Source organism: Williamsia sp. 1135, assembly GCF_002095395.1.
Classification (GTDB): domain Bacteria; phylum Actinomycetota; class Actinomycetes; order Mycobacteriales; family Mycobacteriaceae; genus Williamsia.
This window is the reverse complement of sequence record NZ_MJEI01000107.1, coordinates 177,278-197,950: the sequence shown is the minus strand read 5'-3', so window position 1 is coordinate 197,950 and position 20,673 is coordinate 177,278. Positions and strand designations below refer to the sequence as shown.

The following is a 20,673-nucleotide window of genomic DNA, read 5'->3' as shown; positions in this document are numbered from 1 at the left end:
CGATTATTGCCCACCGTCGTCAGTGATCCCCACCACGCACCATGGCGCCTGCGCTCACAGGTCGTCGATATGCACGATCCCGTCCTGGATGGCGCGCGCGACCAGCGCGGCCTTGGTGGGAGCGCCGCGACCGACCTCGTTGTACTTCACCCGGATTCGGGCGAGGTGCGTGTTCACGGTCCCCAGCGAGATGAACAGGGACTCGGCCACCGCGGACTTCGAATCCAGGTTCAGCCACGCGCGTAGCACCTCGATCTCCCGCTGCGACAATTTCGGTTTCGGATACGCCACCGGCGCCGGCTCGGAGGCCATCGGGGCGTGCATCGACCGCGACTGCTGACCGTTCGAGGTGGGGGCGCCCGGAGTGGTGCAGGTGGCGCCTGCTGCGGCGTGTCCCGGTCGGCCAGGCAGTGGCATCGTGCGCTGGGCCAGCCGGGCGAGAGCCTCTTCTCGCGTCATCCTGGCCGGGGTCGCCGGCCGATATCCGACCCGAGTGCGAGCCGGCGCGCCAAAGGTGTTGTGCAATACGGTCATCGAAGTTCTCCTGTAGGTGTTGGCCGGCTAGCTCCGCCGCGCTGTTCTGGACGTGACACAAACACTAAGACGACCTCCCAGCTGTGTCGATGGGGAGAACTACCCACCCCATATCCGCAGGTTAGAGCGCATTTTGCTCAAGAAGAACCCATCCAGCTGCCCGATGGTGCAGACATTGGGGCGCAGCAGGGCACAAAGAGGCGTCTCAGACGCCGTTGACCTTCGCCTCGGCGTCGATCAGAGGGAGGTCTGAGCGTGTCACCAGCCGCGCCGCGACCGCATACTCGACGAGCTTGACCCGTCGATTGCTCGCCAACCGGCCCGAGCCACCGCGCATCCCGGAGACGCCTATCTGATCGAACTTGTCGCAGACGTTGTCGAGCTTTCGATTGAACTTCGTGATGGACCATCCCAGGCGCCTGGCGGCTTGCGCCGACGACGGGATCGAGCTCGCGCCCGTGCCGTTGCGACGCAGCACTTCCTCGGCCAACACCACGATGAGCAGCTTTTGGCTCTCGGTCAGCGAGACCACACCGATCGTGGTCTCCCCACTCTGCGTCGGCTCGACGGGCGGCTCAATGGTGACCAAAGGTGTTGCGCCGGAGTGAATATCGAGCTCATAGGTCGTCGGACCAGCGGAAAAGACCACGGCGCTCACGCCGGAAACCAGCGGCACCCGGGCGCCCGGCGCGAGAGTCGCCTGAAATCCGGCGTCTCCGGCAACCACGCCGGCCGACAGGTGCGAACCGACATTCGACAACCACCACAACCCGTCCTCGTAGTGGAGCATCAGGAACTTACGATGCAGGTACGGATTGTCGTCGACGTCGAGATCGGCCTCACGCCCGATGTGGAATGGCTCGTCAGGGCTGACCGTGAACCTCTCGCCGCAGTAGTCGACAAAAGTCTCGGGGATCGCTCGATCTACCTGTTGCGCGACGATCGGCGACTCATCCGGCGAATCCGCTGCGGTCATGGGCATCTCACCGGTCAGTGGACTCCACGATCTTCGGAACAGCTGTCGCGTCGGCAATCGCCACCGTGATGTTGTCCCGTCCGCCCGCTTCCAACGCCGCCGCCACCAGAGCCTGTGCGGCCTGGGCAGGGTCTGTGAGGTCGGCGAGGATCGTCGCGATCGAATCGTCTGTCAGCTCACCGGTCAGCCCGTCGGAACACACCATGATCCGGTCCCCCACCTCCACCGGGAACGTGAAGAAGTCGGCTTCCTGCTCCATACCCGCGCCAAGGGCTCTGGTGATCACGTTTCGTCGCGGGTCGACCCGGGCCTGTGCCGCGGTCAAGAAACCCGCGTCCACGAGTTCTTGTACTTGCGAATGATCGACCGTCACTTGCTCCAGACGGCCGTGAGACATCCGGTATGTCCGAGAATCCCCGATGTTGAGTACAAGCCAGTGCGGGACGCCGTCATTGTCGACCAACATCGCCCCGGTGATCGTCGTACCCGCTCGCCGACCCGAGTCTGCGGTGTCGATGTCCTCGATCTGACGTTGCGCCTCGCTCAGCAGGTCCATCACCGAGTCCCGAGTGCGGTTGATCCCCGTGATCGCGGTGTCCGACAACGCCGACAGCGCCGCCTCGCTGGCTAGTTCGCCGCAATCGTGGCCACCCATACCGTCCGCGACGAGGAGCATGCCAGGCCCCACCAGTGCCGCGTCTTCGTTGGTCTCCCGAAGCAGACCGACATCACTGACCACTGCCCAACTTATCTCGACCTGACCGAACTCGCCTGTCCCACTGCGCATCTCATCACGGACTGTCCCAGTCGTCTCCATTGTCATGGTCGAGCTCCGCCTCCGGCTTCGTCTCCAGTCGTCATGGCCCGAGCCGTGTCTGCGGCTTCGTCTCCAGTCGTCATGGCCCGAGCCGTGTCTGCGGCTTCGTCTCCAGTCGTCATGGTCGAGCTCCGCCTCCGGCTCCGCGTCTGATAGTCATCCGGCGACCTCGAAACTGCGCGGACCGAGATGCACCACCGTGCCCGGACCCACCTCGTAGGGATGTCCGGGACGCATCGTGGTGACCGATTCGCCGTTGTCGAGGACGGATCCGACCGCTGGACCCGTACTGATCATCCACAATCTGCCGCCCGAGACACTGAATTGGAGATGCGTGTCGCCTTCGAGCGCAGATTCTGCCGACACCACGACCATCTCGGCACGTCCCCCAGACCACGCGACCGCCGGTACGCCGAGAAACCCGGACCCTGACAGATCGGTGAAACTGCCGTCATCCATCCGCAACCGGAGCGGGCGGTGGCCGGAGTGCAAGGGCAACGTCCGTGCGGACTGCCGGGGATCGATGAGATCTGTCGGGAGGTCAGCGGAGTCGCCGCCACCCGCGAAACGCGGAGGCACGGGAACGACCTCGTAACCCGCAGTACCGAGACTGCCTGTCGTCGTCGTGCCGGAGATCTTTTCGTGCCAGCCGCGCCGTGGGCGACCACGGTCGGCGAGGACAGACCACGCACCCGCGAAGAGCAGCACATTGCTCACATGCAGTGCGGTGGTGCGCAACAGCTGCCGCCAGAATCCGCCGGGGTGACCGGAGACCCGGCGCCTGACGGTTGTCCTGCTCAGTACCTGACCGGGAGTCCGCCGGCCGGCGGCGCGAAGCAACGCGCTCGCCGTCAAGGCGAGCAGCGGCACGCCGACGGCGAACACGACCGCCAGACCGAGCCCGAGGGCCAGCTCGGCCCACAGCAGGGCGGCCAGAGAGCCGATCACCAGCGCGGTATCGATCAGGTAAGCCGTCGTCCGGGCTCCCATCGACGCCGGGATCCGGTTGGCCCCTAGAAACTCTCGCGGAGACTCCGGCACTCCTGCGCCGGGGCTGACGAACATCTGCTGCCCGCATTCGGGGCACCGCGCCAGCGCGGACGGGATTTGCGTCCCACAGCGGCCGCAGCCGAGTGGGATCGCCTCGAAATCAGCGGACGCGCTCGTCATCGAATTCTTCGGACCCCCGCATCCGTGTCAGATCACCAGCCGCGTTCGGCGAGCCGGTGCGGTTGTGGGATGTCGTCGACATTGATTCCGACCATGGCCTCGCCCAGCCCACGTGAGACCTTGGCCAGCACGTCGGGGTCGTCGTAGAACGTGGTCGCCTGCACGATCGCAACCGCCCGTTCGGCAGGATTGCCGGACTTGAAGATCCCCGATCCGACAAACACACCCTCGGCGCCGAGCTGCATCATCATCGCCGCGTCCGCCGGGGTCGCGATACCGCCCGCAGTGAACAACGTCACCGGCAGCTTGCCGCTTTCGGCAACCTCGACCACCAGCTCATACGGCGCCTGCAATTCCTTCGCGGCCACGAACAGCTCGTCCTTCGGCAACGACGTCAACCGACGGATCTCGTCGCGGATCTTGCGCATATGGGTCGTGGCGTTCGACACGTCACCGGTACCGGCCTCGCCCTTCGAGCGAATCATGCCCGCACCCTCGGTCAGGCGACGCAGAGCCTCACCGAGATTGGTCGCACCACACACAAAAGGAACGGTGAACTGCCACTTGTCGATGTGATTGGCATAGTCGGCCGGGGTCAAGACCTCGGACTCGTCGATGTAGTCCACGCCCAGACTCTGCAGGATCTGCGCCTCGACGAAATGCCCGATCCTCGCCTTGGCCATCACCGGAATCGACACCGCGGAGATGATGGAATCGATCATGTCCGGATCACTCATCCGCGACACCCCGCCCTGGGCACGAATATCGGCCGGAACACGCTCGAGAGCCATGACAGCGACAGCACCCGCATCCTCGGCGATCTTCGCCTGCTCCGCGGTGACGACGTCCATGATCACGCCACCCTTGAGCATCTCGGCCATCCCACGCTTGACACGCGCGGTTCCGGTGCCGGACGTCTCCGGCTTCACCGATGAACCAAGGTCTGGGGCACTGCTCACGTCTACTGCTCCTACAAGTCGAGTCGATTGCTGAGCTTCCAGTCTAGGCTTTCTGCGTGGGTCCTGTCGCCGCGCGGTCCCGCAGTGCCGGGTGAGGGCTGTCCGCGCTGATCAGACGGCCGCTCGCTCCACGATCTCGAAGTACAGCGGCGTCGGGGCGGTGCCTCCCAGATGCAGCCAGCGGACGGGCCGTCTGCCTCGCAGGGCAAGGGTGTCCCTGACCGCATCGTTGTGAAATCTGCGGGCGATCATCACCCGCGTCTCGGCATCCGCGAGTTCAGTGACCAACTGCGACCGCAAAGACGCGCTGTCAACCTGCGCCAGCGCGGCGGAGACGACATTCTCTGCGCGTTCACGGTCTGCTCGGGCGGCGCCCTCCGCGCGGTCGGCCGCGAGGATCAGCTCACGCCCCTCCCCACCGAGACCCGCACCGATCGACCGCGCCACCACGGCTCGCCGAGCCAGAGCCGCGTCCAGTGCCTGCCAGGCGAGGTCCACCCGTACATGCAAGCGATCGAGCCGGTTTGCGGTCTTGTACGCCCAGCCCAGGCCGAGCAGGACCACCACCAAGATGATGCCCAGGATGAGGACGGTCAGGGCGGAGACGGTCATGAAGTCCTTTCGGGCAGTCACCCTCGCGGCTGCGATTGGGATCTCGGGGCTGTGGTTGGGGCCGGTCAGGGTCAGTCGGAGACGATGACTTTGCCTGCGCCCACCGTCACGGTGTCGTACACCCGCAGGATTTGATCGGCGACCTGTGACCAGTCGTACCGTCCGGCGCGCAGTCGTGCTCGATCGACCATCGCGGCGCGACTCTCGTCGTCGCCGAGGGCGGCGATGATCCCGTATGCCAGCTCGTCGGAGTCGCCGACGTCGACGAGGACGCCCGCGCGACCGTCGTCGAGGACCCGCCGAAACGCATCGAGCTTGCTCGCCACCACGGCTGCTCCGGCGGCCATGGCCTCCACGAGGACGATGCCGAAACTCTCGCCTCCCAGATTGGGCGCGCAGTAGACGTCGGCCGATCGCAGAGCGCGCGCCTTGAGCTCATCGTCCACCTGGCCGAGGAACACCATGTGATCGGCGAGTTCGCCGGCTTTCCCGCGCAGCGTGCGCTCGTGTCCCCCACCGACGACCAGCACTCTCAGGTCGGGGTATCGAGCCACCACGGCGGGCAGTGCTTCGAGTAACACGTCCATGCCCTTGCGGGGTTCGTCGTAGCGGCCGAGGAACAGGACGGTCCGGCCGGGATGTGGGTAACCCTCGAACGGTTCGGCGTGTGCGAACGACTGCGTATGAACACCGTTCGGGATCTCGACGGCATCAGACCCGAGGGACTCCATCTGCCACCGCCGGGCCAGTTCGGACACCGCGATCTTTCCGGCGATCCGTTCGTGGTACGGGCGCAGAATTCCCTGGAATACGCTGAGCAGCAACGACTTCGTGGTCGCGGCGTGGAAGGTGGTGACGATCGGGCCCTGTGCCACCATCAGCGACATCATCGAGATACTCGGCGAGTTGGGCTCGTGTACGTGAAGGATGTCGAACTTCTCCTCCCTGATCCAACGACGAAGGCGCGCATAAGCGTTCGGACTGAAGTTCAGCCGTGCCACCGACCCGTTGTAAGGGAAAGCCAGAGCCTCGCCCACCGACACCACATACTCGGGAAGCTCGGTGTCCTTTCCGGACGGCGCCAACACACTCACCGTGTGACCGCGGTTGATGAAAACCTGCGCGAGCTCCATGACGTGGGCCTGCACGCCACCGGGAACATCGAATGAGTAGGGACAGATCATGCCGATCTTCATCGGGTGGCCTCGCCGTCGATGCGCCGCCGTCGCGCATCCGACCAATCGGCCTGCCAGAGCGGCTGCAACATATGCCAGTCCTGCGGGTGGGCAGCGATGTTCGACTCGAACTCGTTCGCCAGCAACTGCGTGGCCGCGGCGACCCCACCGGAGGTGTCGAGCGGTCCGGACAGCCGAAATTGCGACGTATCCGGTCCGGTGAACCAGTGATGAACCGCGATGAGGGCGGCCCCGGTGTCGATCGCCAGCTTCGCCGGTCCGGCAGGCATACGGGTCGACTCACCGAAGAATGTGACAGGTACTCCGTGTTCTGCGAGGTCCCGTTCCCCCAGCAGACAGACGACGCCACCCGATCGCAGGCGATCAGCCAACTGGCCGTAAGGCGGCTGCTCACCCCCACTGAGCGCGAAGATCTCGAAACCCAGGGACTCCCGGTAGCGGACGAACCGTTTGAACAGCGACTCTGGAGACAGTCGTTCCGCGACGGTCGAGAAGGTGCCGACGTTCTGCACCAACCACACCCCGGCCATGTCCCAGTTCCCGCTGTGAGGAAGCGCCAGGACCACGCCCTTGCCCTTGGCCAGCGCGTCGTCGAGCAGCTGATGATCGGGCGCCGGGAGGTCGACCCGTGAGGCTGCAAGCGCGAAATCCATGGTCGGAAGCCGGAACGCTTCACGCCAGTACCGGGCGTAGGACCGCATCGAGTCCCGCATCACCGATTCCGGGACCTCGTCGGGCGCACAGCCCAGTACGCGGGCCAAGTTCTTGCGGAGCTGTGCAGGCCCGCCGTTCCGGCCGCCGACGAAGTGGCCGGCCCGATCGAACACGGTCCGTGCGACCGACTCCGGGAGCAGGCGCACCAGCGACCACCCGGCCGCATAGCCGACGTCCGCCAGCCGTTCGCCCACCGAACTCACGCGGTGGATCCGTCCTCGTCCGCGACAGCAGTCGGGGCGGCGATGGGTTGCAGATCGGTGGCACCGGGCGATTTGTACACCGACCACATGCGTTGGAACACGGTGACCACGCTGCCGACCGCCAGCAGCCACATCGCAATGTAGATGGCCCACGACAGACCGAGCCCGGTCAGGCCCGTACCGACGAGCACGATGATCAGGCGATCAGGACGTTCGATGAGTCCACCATCACCGTTGAGTCCACTGGCCTCGGCACGCGCCTTCGCATACGAGATCACCTGAGAGGTGACCAGGCAGATCATCGTGGCGACGAACAATTGCTTGCTCGGCTCCTCGACGAGGCACCACCAGCCGAGCCCTGCGAAGATCGCACCGTCGGCGAGCCGGTCGCAGGTGGAGTCGAGCACGGCACCGAACTTGGTACCCCCGCCGCGTGCCCTCGCCATGGCGCCGTCGAGCATGTCGAACATCACGAACAGCCAGATCACGAGGGTGCCGACGAACAGGTACCCCATCGGGAACAGCGTCACCGCAGCAGCGATTGTCGCGGTGGTCCCGATCATCGTCATGGCATCAGGCGTGAGTCCGGTCTTGATCAACGCCCTGCCGAGGGGCAACGTGACCTTGGATACCGACGCCCGGCCCAGCACACTCAACATTGATCCAGCATGCTCTCCATCAATCCAGCACTTCCCATCAACCCTGCGTCTCCCATCAAGCCTCCAGCCTCGACCAGGCCTGTGCGAGCAGACCCCTGGTGTCGCGGAGCAACTGCGGCATCACCTTCGTCTCACCGACGACGGTGATGAAGTTGGCGTCGCCACCCCACCGCGGGACGACGTGCTGGTGCAGGTGCTCCGCGAGCGACCCGCCTGCTGCCGCACCCAGATTGAGTCCGACGTTGAACGCATCGGGGTTGGAGACCGACTTGATCGCCCGGATCGTCTTCTGCGTGAAAACCATCAGTTCACGGCTCTCGGCCTCGGTGAGATCCTCGAGGTCGGCCACCTGTCGGTAGGGCACGATCATCATGTGGCCTGGGTTGTACGGATACAGGTTGAGCACGGCATACACCGATTCGCCGCGCGCGACGATCAGGCCCGCCTCGTCCGACATCGTCGGGATGTCGAGGAACGGGTGCACCGACTTTGCCGACGACTCGTCACCGGACAGCGGGGCAGCCGTGATGTACGACATCCGGTGCGGGCTCCACAGACGCTGCAACCGATCCGGATCGCCGGGACCCTCGTCGCGGAGGATTCCGGGGCCGTCCGCCGATGTCACGGCGCCTCCCCACCCGCGGGGACCTGACGAAGGGCCTCGATCAGGTCTGCGGTCGGGGACTCGTTGCGCCGCCCCGCAGACCAGTCGGCGATCAAAGTCACCGCTTCCGCAACGGGCACCCCGTTGACCTGGGTGCCGTCGCGGAACCGGAAGCTCACCGCATCCGCTTCCACATCACGCTCCCCCGCCAGCAGCATGAACGGCACCTTACCCGTGGTGTGGTTCCGGATCTTCTTCTGCATCCGATCGTCGGACGCGTCGACCTCTGCGCGCAGGCCCCGATCCCGGAGTTGCGAGACAACGGCTTCCAGGTGCGGGACGAACGCGTCTGCGACGGGGATCCCGACCACCTGCACCGGCGACAGCCAGGCCGGGAAGGCACCCGCGTAGTGCTCGGTGAGGACTCCGAAGAAGCGTTCGATCGATCCGAACAACGCCCGGTGGATCATCACCGGACGATGCTTGGAACCGTCGGGGCCGGTGTACTCCATCTCGAATCGCTCGGGCAGGTTGAAGTCGAGCTGAATGGTCGACATCTGCCAGCTCCGGCCCAGGGCGTCTTTGACCTGCACCGAGATCTTGGGTCCGTAAAAAGCGGCCCCACCCGGATCCGGGACCAATCTCAGTCCCGACGCCTCGCCGACCTCGGCCAGGGTGGCCGTTGCCTCATCCCAGATCTCGTCGGATCCGACGGACTTCTTCGGATCCCGGGTCGACAACTCGAGATAGAAGTCATCGAGTCCGTAGTCCTTGAGCAGACCGAGCACGAAGTTGAGGGTCGTCGTAAGCTCGCACCGCATCTGCTCCTTGGTGCAGTAGATGTGCGCGTCGTCCTGCGTCATGCCGCGCACGCGGGTCAAGCCGTGGATGACTCCGGACTTCTCGTAGCGGTAGACCGACCCGAACTCGAACAAGCGCAGAGGCAACTCCCGGTACGAGCGACCCCGCGCATTGAAGATCAGGTTGTGCATCGGGCAGTTCATGGGCTTGAGGTAGTAATCCTGGCCGGGCTTGCGTACGGCGCCGTCGTCATCGAGCTCGGCGTCGAGATGCATCGCCGGGAACATGCCGTCCTTGTACCAATCGAGGTGGCCGGAGATCTCGTAGAGATTGCCCTTGGTGATGTGAGGGGTGTTGACGAACTCGTACCCCTCGTCGATGTGGCGCCGACGCGAGTAGTCCTCGAGCTCCTTGCGGATGATTCCGCCCTTGGGGTGGAACACGGGCAGGCCTGATCCGAGAGCATCGGGGAAGCTGAACAAATCCAGTTCTGCACCCAGCTTGCGATGGTCACGTCGCTCTGCCTCGGCCAAGAGTTCCAGGTAGGCGTCTATGGCCTCCGCCGATTCCCAGGCGGTGCCGTAGATCCGCTGCAGGTCGGCGTTGTCCTGGTTTCCTCGCCAGTACGCGGCAGAGCTGCGGGTCAACTTGAAGGCGGTGATGTACTTCGTCGTCGGCACGTGAGGACCGCGGCACAGATCGCCCCAAATCCGTTCACCGGTGCGGGGATTGAGATTGTCGTACGCGGTCAGCTCACCGCCGCCGACTTCCATCACCTCCGGGTCGTCCGCCGATCCCTTGTCGTCGACCAATTCGAGTTTGTACGGCTCGCCCGCCAACTCGGCCTTCGCCTCGTCGACCGTTCCGTAGACCCGCCGCGAGAAGCGCTGCCCGGATTTGATGATCTGCTTCATCTTCTTCTCGAGCGCGGTCAGGTTCTCGGGGGTGAACGGCTGATCGACGTCGAAGTCGTAGTAGAAACCGTTCTCGATGGGAGGGCCGATACCCAGTTTCGCCGTCGGGTCGAGTTCCTGCACGGCCTGCGCCAGCACGTGCGCGGCGGAGTGCCTGATCACACTGCGGCCGTCCTCGGTATTTGCGGCCACGGGCTCTACCACCGCGTCCTGCTCCGGCGACCAGGACAGATCCCGAAGGGAACCCTGCGCGTCTCGGACGACGACGATGGCCTCCGGGCCCTTGTTCGGATGCCCGCTCTCGCGTAGAGCCGCCCCCGCGGTGGTCCCGGCCGCCACCGTGATCGTGGCAGCGGGCAAGACAACTGGGTTCTCGGACACCTGGAAAGCTCCTGTCGACATCAGACCGCTACGACCGGATCGGCCGAGCTGGCTCATCAGTCAATGATGTTAGTGCCGCTCGGATGCGCGTCCCACGTCCGGTGGTGCCGCGGCATGTCCGCTTTCTACAAAATCGGGCTCTGTAGCCAAGACCAGTCGATCCCGACCCACCCGCCAACCAGGCCCAGGGCGCCCAGCAGCCACAGCGTCGCGAGGACGACGGCGCAGGTGAGAAGGCCGAGTAGCGCCTGCACACTCCAGTGCTGCTCTTTGATCCAGTCCATCCAGAGGTCGTATTTTCCGCGGGCGAACTTCAGGAGCCGGTGCGCCCACTCGAACTCCGACGCGAGAATGCCCAAGCCGGCGAAGACGATCAGCCAGCCGGGGCCCGGGTACGGGATCAGCACGATTCCGCCGATCAGCACTGCCGCCCCGACTACCCCCACCACGCAGCGATAGATCAGATTGAGCTTTTTCTTGTCGCGAATTTCGTTGCGCTTGTTGGAGATTGCAGCGAGGATGCCCGAGGCCGGGCGTTCGCGCTCGACGTCGACACCGGCTTCTTCAGGCACTGCAACGATCCTTCGTCCGAAGTTGAGCGATCACGAACTCTCACTGACAGAGTACGGAATACGCAACCAGGCTAGGTCGCCGACCTGTTCTTCGGGACGTCCCGGAACGCGAGCCCCACGTCGTGCGTGTGCTCGCGTGGCATGCCCAGAACGCGCTCGCTGATCGCGTTACGCGCCATCTCGGTCGTGCCGCCCGCGATACACGACACCTGCTGCATCAGGTAGTCGGTGCCACGCTCGACGACTGCGCCATCTGCGGAATCCCAGGCGGCGCCCGAGGCCTGGGTGAACTCGTAGCTGATGGACGTGGTGCGAGTGGCGGCCAGGCCCGACACCAATCGGGTGATGCTCGCCGACTGATCGGAGATCGCCCTCGAGGCGATGCCGTGATCAATTCGCTCACCGAGCGCCGCCTTGACGACGTCGAGCATCCGCGCCTCGCCGAGGAGATCACGACTGATCGGGTCGTCGAGGCGGCCCGCATCACGGGCGACCTCGAACAGCTCGGAGACACGGGATCCACCACGTGAGCCGCCCCCCGGAAGGGTTGTGTACGGCGAGTTGGACGCCATCCGCTCGTGGAACATCCACCTGGTGCCGACTTTCCAACCGTCGTCGACCTCGCCGACACGATCGGAGTCCGGAACCCTGACATCGGTGAGGTACTCCTGACAGAACTCCCTGGACCCGCTGAGCATCTCGATGCGGTGGACTTCGATCCCCGCCGCCTTCAGCGGAAGCATGAACACCGTCAATCCGCGATGCTTGGGCACATCCCAATTCGTCCGGGCCAGGCACAGTGCCCAGTCCGACCACCACGCGCCCGTCGTCCAGATCTTCGACCCGTTGAGAATCCACTCGTCGCCGTCGCGGACGGCGGTCGTCAGCGCCCCGGCCACGTCGGAGCCACCGCTGGGTTCGGAGAGGAACTGCATCCAGATCTCCTCTCCTCGCAGGATGGCCGGGATGTGTCCCATCTTCTGCTCTTCGGTCCCGAAATCCATCAGGACACCGACGCACGGGGCGAAGGTCGGCGACTGCAACCGGGCCGGGTATTCGTAACCCGTCATCTCCTCGTTCAGCGCCTGCTGATGGGCCCTGGTCAACCCTTTCCCGCCGTACTCGGGCGGGATGCAGACGCCGGCGAACCCGGCGTCGAACAGCTTCCGTTGCAGCGTGCGCTCGTGCTCGACGTGGGCGAGTTCGCCCTCGTCGGCACCCTCGTTCCTGAGGACGCCGACATGAGCAGCGGGATCGGCGCGCTCGAGGTTGGCCCTGATCCATGTGCGTGCCCGCGCCCGGAAGCTCTCGACCGATTCCGCAGGGTCCGATTCTGCGGTGTGTACAGCTACCTGTTGTGTGCTCATGCGCTGGTCTCCTCGCGCTCGACGCTGTCGGCGAGTTTCTGCCGATGCTCTGCGGGTGTCCCGTAGTTCGATCTGTTCGCCGCGACGCGGCGCGCGAACAGGTGCAGATCGTGCTCGAAGGTGACCCCGATGCCGCCATGGATCTGCACGCAGTCCTGCATCAGGTCCCCGCCGTAGCCACCGACGTAGGCCTTGGCCGCGCTGACCAGTTCCGCGGCGTCGGCCGAGTCGCGGGCGACTGATGCGGTGGCCTTGTCGGTGATCGCGTGACTCGCCTCGAGCCACGCTTTCATGTCTGCCACACGGTGCTTCAGTTCCTGATAGGAGGCGAGCGGACGTCCGAACGAATACCGGTCGAATGCCCAATCCAGGGTCATCTCGAACGCCGCTTGCAGAGCGCCCACCGACTCGGCGCAGCTGATCACGATCGCGATGTCCTGGGCGTGGGAAACGTCGTCGCGAGCCTGCCCCGGATGCCCGACCAGCGCGGTGGCGGGCAGACGCACCTCGTCGAACTCCACGACGCCGTAGCGACGGGTGAGATCAATCGATGTCAGCGAGTTCACCCGCACCCCATCGGCATCGCGTGGAACGAGAACCTGAGACAAGCCGTCCCCCGTCCGCCCGGCGACCAACAGGACGTCCGCCGTCCCTGCCGCCTCGACCGGACGTTTCGTACCCCGGACCTTGACCTCAGCCCCGTCAATCTCGATCTCAACGGCAGGTGCAGCAGCGGTCGACCTCGGATTCGGTTCGCTCACACACCATGCCGCCGTCGATGTCCCGGCAATGAGCGACTGCACCAACTCGGCGCGCACGTCCACCGGGTACTTGCTCAGCAGGGCGATCACCACGTTTGTCGGTATCAGCGGACCGGGCGCAGCATGCCGGCCGAACTCGTGGGCGATCAACGACAGATCCTCGAGACCTGAGTCGCCGATGATCCCGCCACCCTGGTCCTCGGGCGCCAGCAGGCTCGTCCAGCCCAGTTCCGCACCTCTCCGCCAATAGTCGGCGGCGAATCCCCTCGATTCGCCACGAAGGCGGCGAAGTTCGGCGGGCGGTACCTGCTCGCGAAGAAATTTTGCGGTGTTGTCCCTGAAGAACTCCTGATCGTCCGTCAGCTCCAGCAACATGGCGTGAATGTCCTAACCTCGGTCGACCTGCGGATACATACATCTCTCGCAGAGAGAATATTATTCTCATCCGGATTCCACTAGTAGCCTCTTCGGGCCTGCCGAGGCAAGCGGAACCACCCCGATCCGCCTCGAACGTACGATCTGGCGATGAGTTTTCAGGGATTCCCCGAGGCCGCGCTGGACTTCTATGACGACTTGGAGCAGGACAACTCCAAAGCCTTCTGGGAAGCGCACAAGGAGACGTACCGACGTGCCGTGGCAGACCCGATGAACCAGCTCGTCGAGGCGCTGGGCGACGAGTTCGGTCAGCCCAAGGTGTTCCGCCCCTACCGCGACGTCCGGTTCGCGAAGGACAAGACCCCATACAAGACACATCAGGGAGCGTTCGTCGCCGTCGGACCGGCCACCGGTTACTACGTGCAAATCGGCGCACCTGGAGTAAAGGTCGCCGTCGGCTATTACGAGGCCGCACCGGAGCGACTGGCGAACCTGCGTGCGGCGGTCGACCACGATCTCCACGGACCCGCACTCGAAGAACTCATCGACGCCCTACATGTGGACGGGTGGGAGATCGGTGGCAGTGTCCTCAAGACCGCACCCCGCGGGTGGGACAAAGACCATCCACGAATTTCGCTACTACGCCACAAAACCCTCACCGCTTCACGGGACTACGGATTCGAAGATTTCATCCACAGTCCGGCACTTGTCGATCGCGTACGCGCGGACTGGAGGTCGGGCGCACCTCTTGTCGAATGGGCGCTTCGCCATGGATGATCCGGGTGCGACACGCCTCGAATATTGCGACACTCCCGTAATTACCGTCTCGATATAGCGAGCAATCACACTGCCACTGTTAACCCGACTACTTGCGCATATCGGAGCGATGTTGCTGCAGTTGTCGCAAAACTTGCCCGCACACGCCGACATTTGAATCAAGATCTCAATAGTTTTGCGATAATGTGATGGGCATGCAAACAGGTACGACCACCGCGAGCCCCGGCATGTTGCTGGGATACGCCCGCGCAGGTGCCGGGCGCCGCAGCCTCGAGTCCCAGATCGACGAGTTGACCGATGGGGGTGTCGAGCCGAATCGGATCTACAGCGACAACATCGCCGACCTCACCACCGCACGCCCGGGCCTGTCCGCCCTGCTCGACTACGCGCGAGCAGGCGACACGACCGTTGTGGTCGGTATCGACCGGCTCGGGCGCACCATCGACGAAGTGTTCGTCACCGCGAGGGAACTTGCCCGACGCCACATCGGTATTCGCTCACTCGACGAAGGTGTCGACTCGACCGAGGTGGCAGGCGGGATGATCGTCGGCGTGCTCGCCTCGCTTGCCGAGTTGGACGACGAGAACCGGTCGGTGAGGCAGTCGAGGGCCACGCATCCCCGTCCGGACAGCACCGCGGTCGGTCGACCGCGCGCACTGGACGACTATCAAGTGGCGTTGGCCGAACGCATGCGCGCCCGCGGCGACTCGGTCCCCACGATCGCCACCCGACTGGGGGTCAGCCGAGCGACGCTCTATCGATCCCTGGCAGAACGGAGGTCGGTGCGATGACAACCATCGAACCCGACCTCCCCGAACTCGACATCGTCACGCAATACGGTGTCGCGACCCGCCTACCGACCTCGTTTCCGCTCATCGATCCGGAATTGGACGTCGCGCTCGACCACGACCTGTTCGAGCACGGTTTCGACGACGCGCTCACCCGACTGGATTCGATGCCGACATCCTGGGCGCACCATTTTGCGACACTGACGATGGCAGCCGAACCTGATCTGACAGCGGACGAACCGAGCTACACCCGCGGATACCGAGCGGCCCTGTACGGGTACCTACGACACGGGAATCGACAATCACCACGGTGAACACCTGAAGCCCACGAGGGCAGAAGTGCCACCGCAGGTAGCGGGGGCGGCCGAAGTCGATGGGCCGTTCGATCATCAAGTACGGATTCCACGCCTGCGGGGCGTAGTGGTCCCGGCTGGGATCGAACCAGCGACCTTCCCGGTGTGAACGGGACGCTCTTCCACTGAGCCACGGGACCGTGCAGCAGACCCGTAGGAGCGGGGGTCTGCGACCGAAAGACATTAACACGCTCACCCCGCCCGGATCCAAATCCCCGACAGGTGGGCCGCCGAACCCGTCGGCGTCGCGTCCGCGGCGCCGAACGTGCCTGCGCTCAGGTCCGTGACCAGCGGATTTGTTGCTTTGCCGGTACGTCCGATAATGTTCACCACCGCAGCCAGAGAGCAACAATCTGGCAGCGTGCGGATGTGGCGCAGCTGGTAGCGCATCACCTTGCCAAGGTGAGGGTCGCGGGTTCGAATCCCGTCATCCGCTCGGAGAAAGATTTTTCACTGTGGCGGTGTGGCCGAGTGGTGAGGCAACGGCCTGCAAAGCCGTGCACACGGGTTCGATTCCCGTCGCCGCCTCCACGAGTTCAGCTTCGACAACTAAACACAGTCTCGCGCGATTAGCTCAGCGGGAGAGCGCTTCCCTGACACGGAAGAGGTCACAGGTTCAATCCCTGTATCGCGCACCAGCTCACGACAGAAATGACCCGGCGAACCCGGGTCTTTCTCATGTCCCGAGCACCAATTGTCACCCGATCCCGGTACCCACCTCAGGAATGCACATGAACGACAGCCACGACCGCGACGCGCTCCGCTTCACCCTCGGTTGGGTGAGCACCCACGATTATGCGATCAGCGGAAGTCAGGTCCTGCTCGAACTGCTGCCGATCACCCGCAGGCACGCCGACCTCGTCGAGCGTGAAGACGCCCTCCATCACACTGCCCGTCGCATCACGGGCGCCGATCAGGTGCTGGCTTCTGTCTGACCCGGACCGCTCCAGCGTGGGCGACCCGAGCGAGATCACGGCCTCAGGCCCCGCAGCCACCGCCGTGGTCACCTTCACGACCGATCCGGCGGACGCCGACGAACTGGCCGCCGTTGCGGCACTCACGTTTCCCCTCGCGTGCCCGCCTGAACTCACTGCCGCGGACGCTGCGCTCTTCGTCGCCGACAATCTCTCGGCGCTCCACTTCCGCTCTCACCTGGCCGACCAGGACAGCCATGTTCTCAAGGCCGTCGATCCCACCTCCGATTCGATCGTGGGTTATGCGCTCCTCGTCGACGGCGAGCCCACCGATCCTGACGTGCGCGAGGCGATCACCGCTCGACCGCTGACAATGATCTCGAAGATGTATGTGCTGCCGGGCTTTCACGGTCGTGCCGTCTCGGCCGGTCTCATGGACGCCGCACTCTCACACGGACGTACCAGCGGTAGCGCGCTGGTCTGGCTCGGGGTGAACGACCAGAACGTTCGTGCCCAGCGCTTCTATCAGAAGATGGGTTTCACCGTCGTGGGCCGGAAGTCGTTTGTGGTCAACGGCAAGCGGTGCAGCGACTTCGTGCTCGCCCGTCCGCCTGCCGACTGACCCTCGACCCGCGGGACCGCCCGGCCTAGCTCTTCTCGGCGAACCTCGACAGCGCCAGCAGTCGAGAGGTCGCGCGCAGGTACTTCTTCCGATATCCGCCGGAGAGCATTTCTTCGGTGAAGATCTCATCGAGTTTGGAGCCGGACACCATCAGGGGTGTACCCGCGTCGTACAGCCGGTCGGCAAGCACGACGATGCGCAGGGCAACAGTCTGGTCCGCTGCCGGGTGTACGCCCTCCACACAGGCCAGCGTGACGCCTTCCACGAGTGCCTTGTACTTGGACGGGTGGAGCTTGGCCAGGTGCGCGCAGAGATCGTCGAAGTTGTCGAGCGTCGCACCCGGGGTGCTCTCCGCCAAGGCCTCGAGTTCGGCGTCGGTGTGCGGATCAGGTGCCGGCGGCAGATCACGGTGCCGGTAGTCGGGACCGTCGACACGGATGGCCTCGAAGACCGCCGACAGTTTCTTGATCTCACGCAGGAAGTCCTGCGCCGCAAAGCGTCCCTCCCCGAGCTGGCCGGGCAGGGTGTTCGACGTCGCCACGATCGAGACGCCCTTCGCGGAGAGTTCGGTGAGCAACCGAGACACCAGCATCGTGTCGCCTGGATCGTCGAGTTCGAACTCGTCGATACACAACACCGAATGGTCCGACAGCCTCTCGAGTGCGTTGGCGAATCCCAATGCCCCCACCACGTGGGTCACTTCGACAAACGTGGCGAACGCCTTGGGTCCCGGCATCGCGTGATAGATCGACGCGAGCAGGTGGGTCTTGCCGACGCCGAAACCACCGTCGAGGTACAGACCGAGCCCTGCGGTCGATGCAGATTTCCTGCTGAACAGGCCCTTCTTGCCGCCTTTGATCTTCTTTGCACGCTCGACGAAGTTGCGTGCAGCCGTGACCGCCTGCGCTTGGCTCGGCTCGTTCGGGTCGGGGATGTACGAGTCGAAACTGACCTCGTCGAACATCGATGGCGGGACCATCTCACCGATCAGGGCCTCGGGTGCGACCTGCGGCGTGCGGTCACTCAGACGTGCTGGCATGCGCCGAGCCTAATGACGCGATCAGAATGACTCTGTGCACCCACTGAATAAAGCGACTCAGCTCACAGCCGGCGACTCCTCGACGCCTTTGACCGACACGGATCTGGCGGAGCTCTACGCCTACCCATCGCTGCCGCCGACCGGCGTTGTCCTGCGTGCGAACATGGTCGGTTCGATCGACGGGGTGGCCACCGTCGACGGCCGGTCAGGTGGCCTCGGCGGCCCGGGCGACAAGCAACTGTTCATGGTGCTCCGCGCGTTGTCCGACGCCGTCGTCGTCGGTGCCCGGACGGCCTTCGCCGAGGGGTACGGCCCAGTTCAACCGCACGCGGGGCTCGCGGCCCTGCGACTGCGATCGGGTCAGGCACCGACGGCGAAGCTGGTGTTGCTCAGCAGTTCTCTGGCCATCCCCACCGACGACCCGCTCCTCGCCGATCCCGAGACGGTGGTTGCGACCTGCTCCCGTGCGCCCGCTGATGCCAGGTCCCGGCTGATCGACGCCGGTGCACAAGTCATCGACTGTGGCGACGAGCATGTCGACCCTGCCGCGGTGACCCGGCATCTCGCAGGCATCGGTGCCTGGCGGGTGCTCTGCGAGGGCGGCCCGTCCCTGCTGGGATCGCTTGTCGCAGCCGGCCTCCTCGACGAACTGTGCGTCACCGTGAGTCCGTTGCTGACCGCCGGCGCAGGCAAACACATCACCATCGGTGATGGCTCCTCCCGTCCCATGCGACGCATGCACGTCCTCGGCGACGACGAGGATTACCTGTACGTGCGGTGGGTGCGCGAGCAGCACTGAAGCAACGCGCCAGTACCCTCGCCGGTATGCCCATCGCCGGTATGCATCGACACTTTTCCGTGCCCTCCGGACATCGGTCGCCGGTACCCACTCGCCGATCCCCCGCCTCGGCCCGCCGTTCGTCAGTCGCTCTGCTTCTCGCGGTCGCTGTCGTCACCGGGTGCTCGGCCGGGCCGGACCCAGGACCCGATCTCGTGATCGACGAGGGCAAAGGCGGCGGTCCTGCACCGTCCACCGCACCGCCCCCGCCGAATCTGGCCGCGCCGACCAGCGATCTGGATTGGTCCGACTGCGCCGCCGACACCCGTCAGCGGTTCGGGACCGCGGCTCTGCCCGCCGGCACCACACTCGACTGTGCGTCCTTCGACACCTCGGTGACGCCCGGCACCCAGAGCATCGACACCGTGACCGTCTCGGTGATGCGCGCCAGGACCGCCAACACGCCCGCTGATGCCGCCCCACTCATCCTGACCTCGGGCACCGACATCGCCTCTGCGAGAACGCTGGTGTCCCTGGCACAAGGCGGCGGTGCCAACGTGCTCGATGCGCACCCCGTGGTCGCGATCGACCGCCGCGGAACCGGGGAATCAACCCCGCTGGACTGCATGACCAACCTGGAACGAAGCACGCTGTTGGCAAACGGCTTCAGCACGACCTCGACCGACAACCCGGCGCGCGAGCGACGACTCGCCGCCGGTGGCACCTCGGCGTCCGACGGTTGCACCGAGACGCTCAGCCCCCACCAGGTGCAGTTCACCGCAAACAACGCTGCTGCAGACATCGAGGCCTTGCGCGAGATCTGGGGCGTCGACCACGTCGCGATCATCGGTGTCGGTGAAGGCGCGGGCGTCGCGCTGGCATACGCGGGGCTGTACACCGACCATCTCGGCCGCCTGATCCTCGACACCCCCGCCCCCTACCGGGTCAACGCTCAGGTCACCGCGCAACAGACGGCGGATGGCACCAACGCCGCACTACGGACCTTCGCAGACCAGTGTCGGGCGGTGAGTTGCTCCCTGGGCGCCGATCCGGCCGCAGCCATCGCCGGCCTCCTCGAACGGGCTCGGACCGGTGGCGTCGACGGTCTCTCCGACACCGACATCCTGTTGGCCCTCACGACCACGATCGCCGTGACCCCCGGAGACAGGACGGCGGTCATCACCGCCGCCGCAGACCTGCTCGCATCCGCCGACGCCGGCGTCGTGGGCCCACTGCGCACAGCGATCGCGCAGGCTCGTGAACTGCGCGGCAGCGACGGACAGCTGTTGTCGAGATGCAACGACACCACCGAACCGGTCGGCCAGAACCAGATCGCAGGCCTGCTCGACGAATGGAGCAAGCAGTACCCGTTGACGGGCTCCAACTCGGCGCTCGGACTGTTGCGATGCAACGGTTTTCCGTCCGGAGACCAGCCTCCTACGCTCGGCGAGCTCCCGGTTCCGGTGTTGATGTTTCGCGGCGCAGGAGACCCGATCACCGGACCTGTTGCCACCGATGGCATCAACGGCGCCCTGATCGGCGCAGGCGCCACCTTCTCCACACTCACCTGGGAAGGCCTCGGTTACTCGGTCCTGGCACATTCGGACTGTGCGGGCGAAGCCGCCATCGCCTACAGCCGCTCTGCAGAGCCTCCGGCCCAGGGTGCGTGCCCGGCCTGACCGACGGCGCGGATGTCCGGATCTTGCGGTGTCGGACGCCGACCACCCGGCCGGCCGTAGTACGGTTCGGCAGTGCCGAACAATGACACCATCCCGCCCGAACCAGTG

At 65.1% G+C, this 20,673-nt stretch carries 22 protein-coding genes, 4 tRNA genes and 1 pseudogene; 10 read left to right on the top strand and 17 right to left on the bottom strand.

Going from position 1 to position 20,673, the window contains the following annotated elements:
- Positions 1–54 precede the first annotated feature (54 nt).
- The 14 genes and pseudogenes from BFL43_RS27130 to BFL43_RS27065 form a co-directional block, all read right to left on the bottom strand.
- Positions 55–534: a helix-turn-helix transcriptional regulator gene (locus BFL43_RS27130; RefSeq protein ID WP_084896491.1), complete on the bottom strand. Its 480-nt coding sequence runs from the start codon at positions 532–534 to the stop codon at positions 55–57.
- Positions 535–739: 205 nt separating this feature from the next.
- The gene (locus BFL43_RS27125) at positions 740–1,510 is read right to left on the bottom strand and encodes a hypothetical protein (protein WP_084896881.1); all 771 of its coding nucleotides are present in this window, start codon (positions 1,508–1,510) and stop codon (positions 740–742) included.
- A gap of 7 nt (positions 1,511–1,517) precedes the next feature.
- A complete protein-coding gene (locus BFL43_RS27120) occupies positions 1,518–2,333 on the bottom strand; it encodes a protein phosphatase 2C domain-containing protein (RefSeq protein ID WP_240498515.1) in 816 nt (271 codons plus the stop codon).
- A gap of 150 nt (positions 2,334–2,483) precedes the next feature.
- A complete protein-coding gene (locus BFL43_RS27115) occupies positions 2,484–3,497 on the bottom strand; it encodes an RDD family protein (RefSeq protein ID WP_084896486.1) in 1,014 nt (337 codons plus the stop codon).
- A 32-nt stretch (positions 3,498–3,529) separates the two neighbouring features.
- Positions 3,530–4,456 (bottom strand): pyridoxal 5'-phosphate synthase lyase subunit PdxS, encoded by a 927-nt coding sequence (gene pdxS / locus BFL43_RS27110; RefSeq protein ID WP_084896485.1) that lies wholly within the window; start codon positions 4,454–4,456, stop codon positions 3,530–3,532.
- Positions 4,457–4,579: 123 nt separating this feature from the next.
- Positions 4,580–5,068: pseudogene (locus BFL43_RS27105) on the bottom strand (exopolyphosphatase); the annotation flags it as partial.
- 71 nt (positions 5,069–5,139) lie between these two features.
- Positions 5,140–6,264, bottom strand: a complete 1,125-nt coding sequence (locus BFL43_RS27100; RefSeq protein WP_084896481.1) for a glycosyltransferase family 4 protein — start codon at positions 6,262–6,264, stop codon at positions 5,140–5,142.
- Positions 6,261–7,181, bottom strand: a complete 921-nt coding sequence (locus BFL43_RS27095; protein WP_084896479.1) for a phosphatidylinositol mannoside acyltransferase — start codon at positions 7,179–7,181, stop codon at positions 6,261–6,263. The genes BFL43_RS27100 and BFL43_RS27095 overlap by 4 nt, the downstream gene beginning before the upstream one ends.
- Complete coding sequence (gene pgsA, locus BFL43_RS27090; RefSeq protein ID WP_084896477.1) at positions 7,178–7,840, bottom strand: phosphatidylinositol phosphate synthase; 663 nt, start codon at positions 7,838–7,840, stop codon at positions 7,178–7,180. Before pgsA ends, BFL43_RS27095 begins: the two co-directional genes overlap by 4 nt.
- Before the next feature lie 55 nt (positions 7,841–7,895).
- Positions 7,896–8,465 carry an HIT domain-containing protein gene (locus BFL43_RS27085; RefSeq protein ID WP_084896474.1) on the bottom strand — a complete coding sequence of 190 codons (570 nt, stop codon included), beginning with the start codon at positions 8,463–8,465 and terminating at the stop codon, positions 7,896–7,898.
- On the bottom strand, positions 8,462–10,561 hold the full coding sequence (gene thrS, locus BFL43_RS27080; protein WP_143695594.1) for a threonine--tRNA ligase: 2,100 nt from the start codon (positions 10,559–10,561) through the stop codon (positions 8,462–8,464). Before thrS ends, BFL43_RS27085 begins: the two co-directional genes overlap by 4 nt.
- 104 nt (positions 10,562–10,665) lie before the next feature.
- Positions 10,666–11,061, bottom strand: coding sequence for a TIGR02611 family protein (locus tag BFL43_RS27075; RefSeq protein WP_084896877.1), 396 nt, complete (start codon positions 11,059–11,061; stop codon positions 10,666–10,668).
- Positions 11,062–11,183: 122 nt separating this feature from the next.
- Positions 11,184–12,479, bottom strand: coding sequence for an acyl-CoA dehydrogenase family protein (locus BFL43_RS27070; protein ID WP_084896472.1), 1,296 nt, complete (start codon positions 12,477–12,479; stop codon positions 11,184–11,186).
- On the bottom strand, positions 12,476–13,615 hold the full coding sequence (locus BFL43_RS27065) for an acyl-CoA dehydrogenase (protein ID WP_084896470.1): 1,140 nt from the start codon (positions 13,613–13,615) through the stop codon (positions 12,476–12,478). Before BFL43_RS27065 ends, BFL43_RS27070 begins: the two co-directional genes overlap by 4 nt.
- Positions 13,616–13,765: 150 nt before the next feature.
- On the opposite strand from BFL43_RS27065, the gene BFL43_RS27060 reads away from it, so the two are divergent.
- From BFL43_RS27060 to BFL43_RS27050, 3 genes are all read left to right on the top strand, one after another.
- Positions 13,766–14,392: a DUF2461 domain-containing protein gene (locus tag BFL43_RS27060; RefSeq protein ID WP_084896468.1), complete on the top strand. Its 627-nt coding sequence runs from the start codon at positions 13,766–13,768 to the stop codon at positions 14,390–14,392.
- Positions 14,393–14,619: 227 nt separating this feature from the next.
- Positions 14,620–15,183: a recombinase family protein gene (locus BFL43_RS27055; RefSeq protein WP_084896875.1), complete on the top strand. Its 564-nt coding sequence runs from the start codon at positions 14,620–14,622 to the stop codon at positions 15,181–15,183.
- A complete protein-coding gene (locus BFL43_RS27050) occupies positions 15,180–15,494 on the top strand; it encodes a hypothetical protein (RefSeq protein ID WP_084896466.1) in 315 nt (104 codons plus the stop codon). The genes BFL43_RS27055 and BFL43_RS27050 overlap by 4 nt, the downstream gene beginning before the upstream one ends.
- 107 nt (positions 15,495–15,601) lie before the next feature.
- Here BFL43_RS27050 and BFL43_RS27045 read toward each other — a convergent pair.
- Both BFL43_RS27045 and BFL43_RS27040 read right to left on the bottom strand, forming a co-directional pair.
- Positions 15,602–15,673, bottom strand: a tRNA-Val gene (locus BFL43_RS27045).
- A gap of 52 nt (positions 15,674–15,725) precedes the next feature.
- Complete coding sequence (locus BFL43_RS27040) at positions 15,726–15,926, bottom strand: hypothetical protein (protein ID WP_143695583.1); 201 nt, start codon at positions 15,924–15,926, stop codon at positions 15,726–15,728.
- Here BFL43_RS27040 and BFL43_RS27035 point away from each other — a divergent pair.
- The 5 genes from BFL43_RS27035 to BFL43_RS27020 all read left to right on the top strand — a co-directional run bounded on the left by BFL43_RS27035 (position 15,897) and on the right by BFL43_RS27020 (position 17,069).
- Positions 15,897–15,969 (top strand) — tRNA-Gly (locus tag BFL43_RS27035). The two genes, BFL43_RS27040 and BFL43_RS27035, sit on opposite strands and share 30 nt — an antisense overlap.
- A 21-nt stretch (positions 15,970–15,990) precedes the next feature.
- Positions 15,991–16,064: transfer RNA gene (locus BFL43_RS27030), tRNA-Cys, on the top strand.
- Positions 16,065–16,096: 32 nt separating this feature from the next.
- A tRNA-Val gene (locus BFL43_RS27025) sits at positions 16,097–16,171 on the top strand.
- 93 nt (positions 16,172–16,264) lie between these two features.
- Positions 16,265–16,468, top strand: coding sequence for a hypothetical protein (locus BFL43_RS29665; RefSeq protein WP_240498514.1), 204 nt, complete (start codon positions 16,265–16,267; stop codon positions 16,466–16,468).
- Positions 16,469–16,532: 64 nt separating this feature from the next.
- Positions 16,533–17,069, top strand: coding sequence for a GNAT family N-acetyltransferase (locus tag BFL43_RS27020; RefSeq protein WP_240498536.1), 537 nt, complete (start codon positions 16,533–16,535; stop codon positions 17,067–17,069).
- 25 nt (positions 17,070–17,094) lie between these two features.
- Here the strand turns inward: BFL43_RS27020 and zapE are convergent, their stop codons facing one another.
- A complete protein-coding gene (gene zapE / locus BFL43_RS27015) occupies positions 17,095–18,108 on the bottom strand; it encodes a cell division protein ZapE (RefSeq protein ID WP_084896459.1) in 1,014 nt (337 codons plus the stop codon).
- Between the two features lie 34 nt (positions 18,109–18,142).
- On the opposite strand from zapE, the gene BFL43_RS27010 reads away from it, so the two are divergent.
- Together BFL43_RS27010 and BFL43_RS27005 are read left to right on the top strand one after the other, a co-directional pair.
- Positions 18,143–18,907 (top strand): dihydrofolate reductase family protein, encoded by a 765-nt coding sequence (locus BFL43_RS27010; RefSeq protein ID WP_084896457.1) that lies wholly within the window; start codon positions 18,143–18,145, stop codon positions 18,905–18,907.
- A 26-nt stretch (positions 18,908–18,933) separates the two neighbouring features.
- Complete coding sequence (locus tag BFL43_RS27005) at positions 18,934–20,565, top strand: alpha/beta hydrolase (RefSeq protein WP_240498513.1); 1,632 nt, start codon at positions 18,934–18,936, stop codon at positions 20,563–20,565.
- Positions 20,566–20,673 lie beyond the last annotated feature (108 nt).

What these genes read in the sequence shown, in the direction of transcription:
- BFL43_RS27130 (WP_084896491.1), bottom strand. Translation starts at nt 534, where the DNA reads ATGACCGTATTGCACAACACCTTTGGCGCGCCGGCTCGCACTCGGGTC.
- BFL43_RS27125 (WP_084896881.1), bottom strand. Translation starts at nt 1,510, where the DNA reads ATGACCGCAGCGGATTCGCCGGATGAGTCGCCGATCGTCGCGCAACAG.
- BFL43_RS27120 (WP_240498515.1), bottom strand. Translation starts at nt 2,333, where the DNA reads ATGACAATGGAGACGACTGGGACAGTCCGTGATGAGATGCGCAGTGGG.
- BFL43_RS27115 (WP_084896486.1), bottom strand. Translation starts at nt 3,497, where the DNA reads ATGACGAGCGCGTCCGCTGATTTCGAGGCGATCCCACTCGGCTGCGGC.
- BFL43_RS27100 (WP_084896481.1), bottom strand. Translation starts at nt 6,264, where the DNA reads ATGAAGATCGGCATGATCTGTCCCTACTCATTCGATGTTCCCGGTGGC.
- pgsA (WP_084896477.1), bottom strand. Translation starts at nt 7,840, where the DNA reads ATGTTGAGTGTGCTGGGCCGGGCGTCGGTATCCAAGGTCACGTTGCCC.
- thrS (WP_143695594.1), bottom strand. Translation starts at nt 10,561, where the DNA reads ATGTCGACAGGAGCTTTCCAGGTGTCCGAGAACCCAGTTGTCTTGCCC.
- BFL43_RS27070 (WP_084896472.1), bottom strand. Translation starts at nt 12,479, where the DNA reads ATGAGCACACAACAGGTAGCTGTACACACCGCAGAATCGGACCCTGCG.
- BFL43_RS27065 (WP_084896470.1), bottom strand. Translation starts at nt 13,615, where the DNA reads ATGTTGCTGGAGCTGACGGACGATCAGGAGTTCTTCAGGGACAACACC.
- BFL43_RS27060 (WP_084896468.1), top strand. Translation starts at nt 13,766, where the DNA reads ATGAGTTTTCAGGGATTCCCCGAGGCCGCGCTGGACTTCTATGACGAC.
- BFL43_RS27055 (WP_084896875.1), top strand. Translation starts at nt 14,620, where the DNA reads ATGTTGCTGGGATACGCCCGCGCAGGTGCCGGGCGCCGCAGCCTCGAG.
- BFL43_RS27050 (WP_084896466.1), top strand. Translation starts at nt 15,180, where the DNA reads ATGACAACCATCGAACCCGACCTCCCCGAACTCGACATCGTCACGCAA.
- BFL43_RS29665 (WP_240498514.1), top strand. Translation starts at nt 16,265, where the DNA reads ATGAACGACAGCCACGACCGCGACGCGCTCCGCTTCACCCTCGGTTGG.
- zapE (WP_084896459.1), bottom strand. Translation starts at nt 18,108, where the DNA reads ATGCCAGCACGTCTGAGTGACCGCACGCCGCAGGTCGCACCCGAGGCC.
- BFL43_RS27005 (WP_240498513.1), top strand. Translation starts at nt 18,934, where the DNA reads ATGCCCATCGCCGGTATGCATCGACACTTTTCCGTGCCCTCCGGACAT.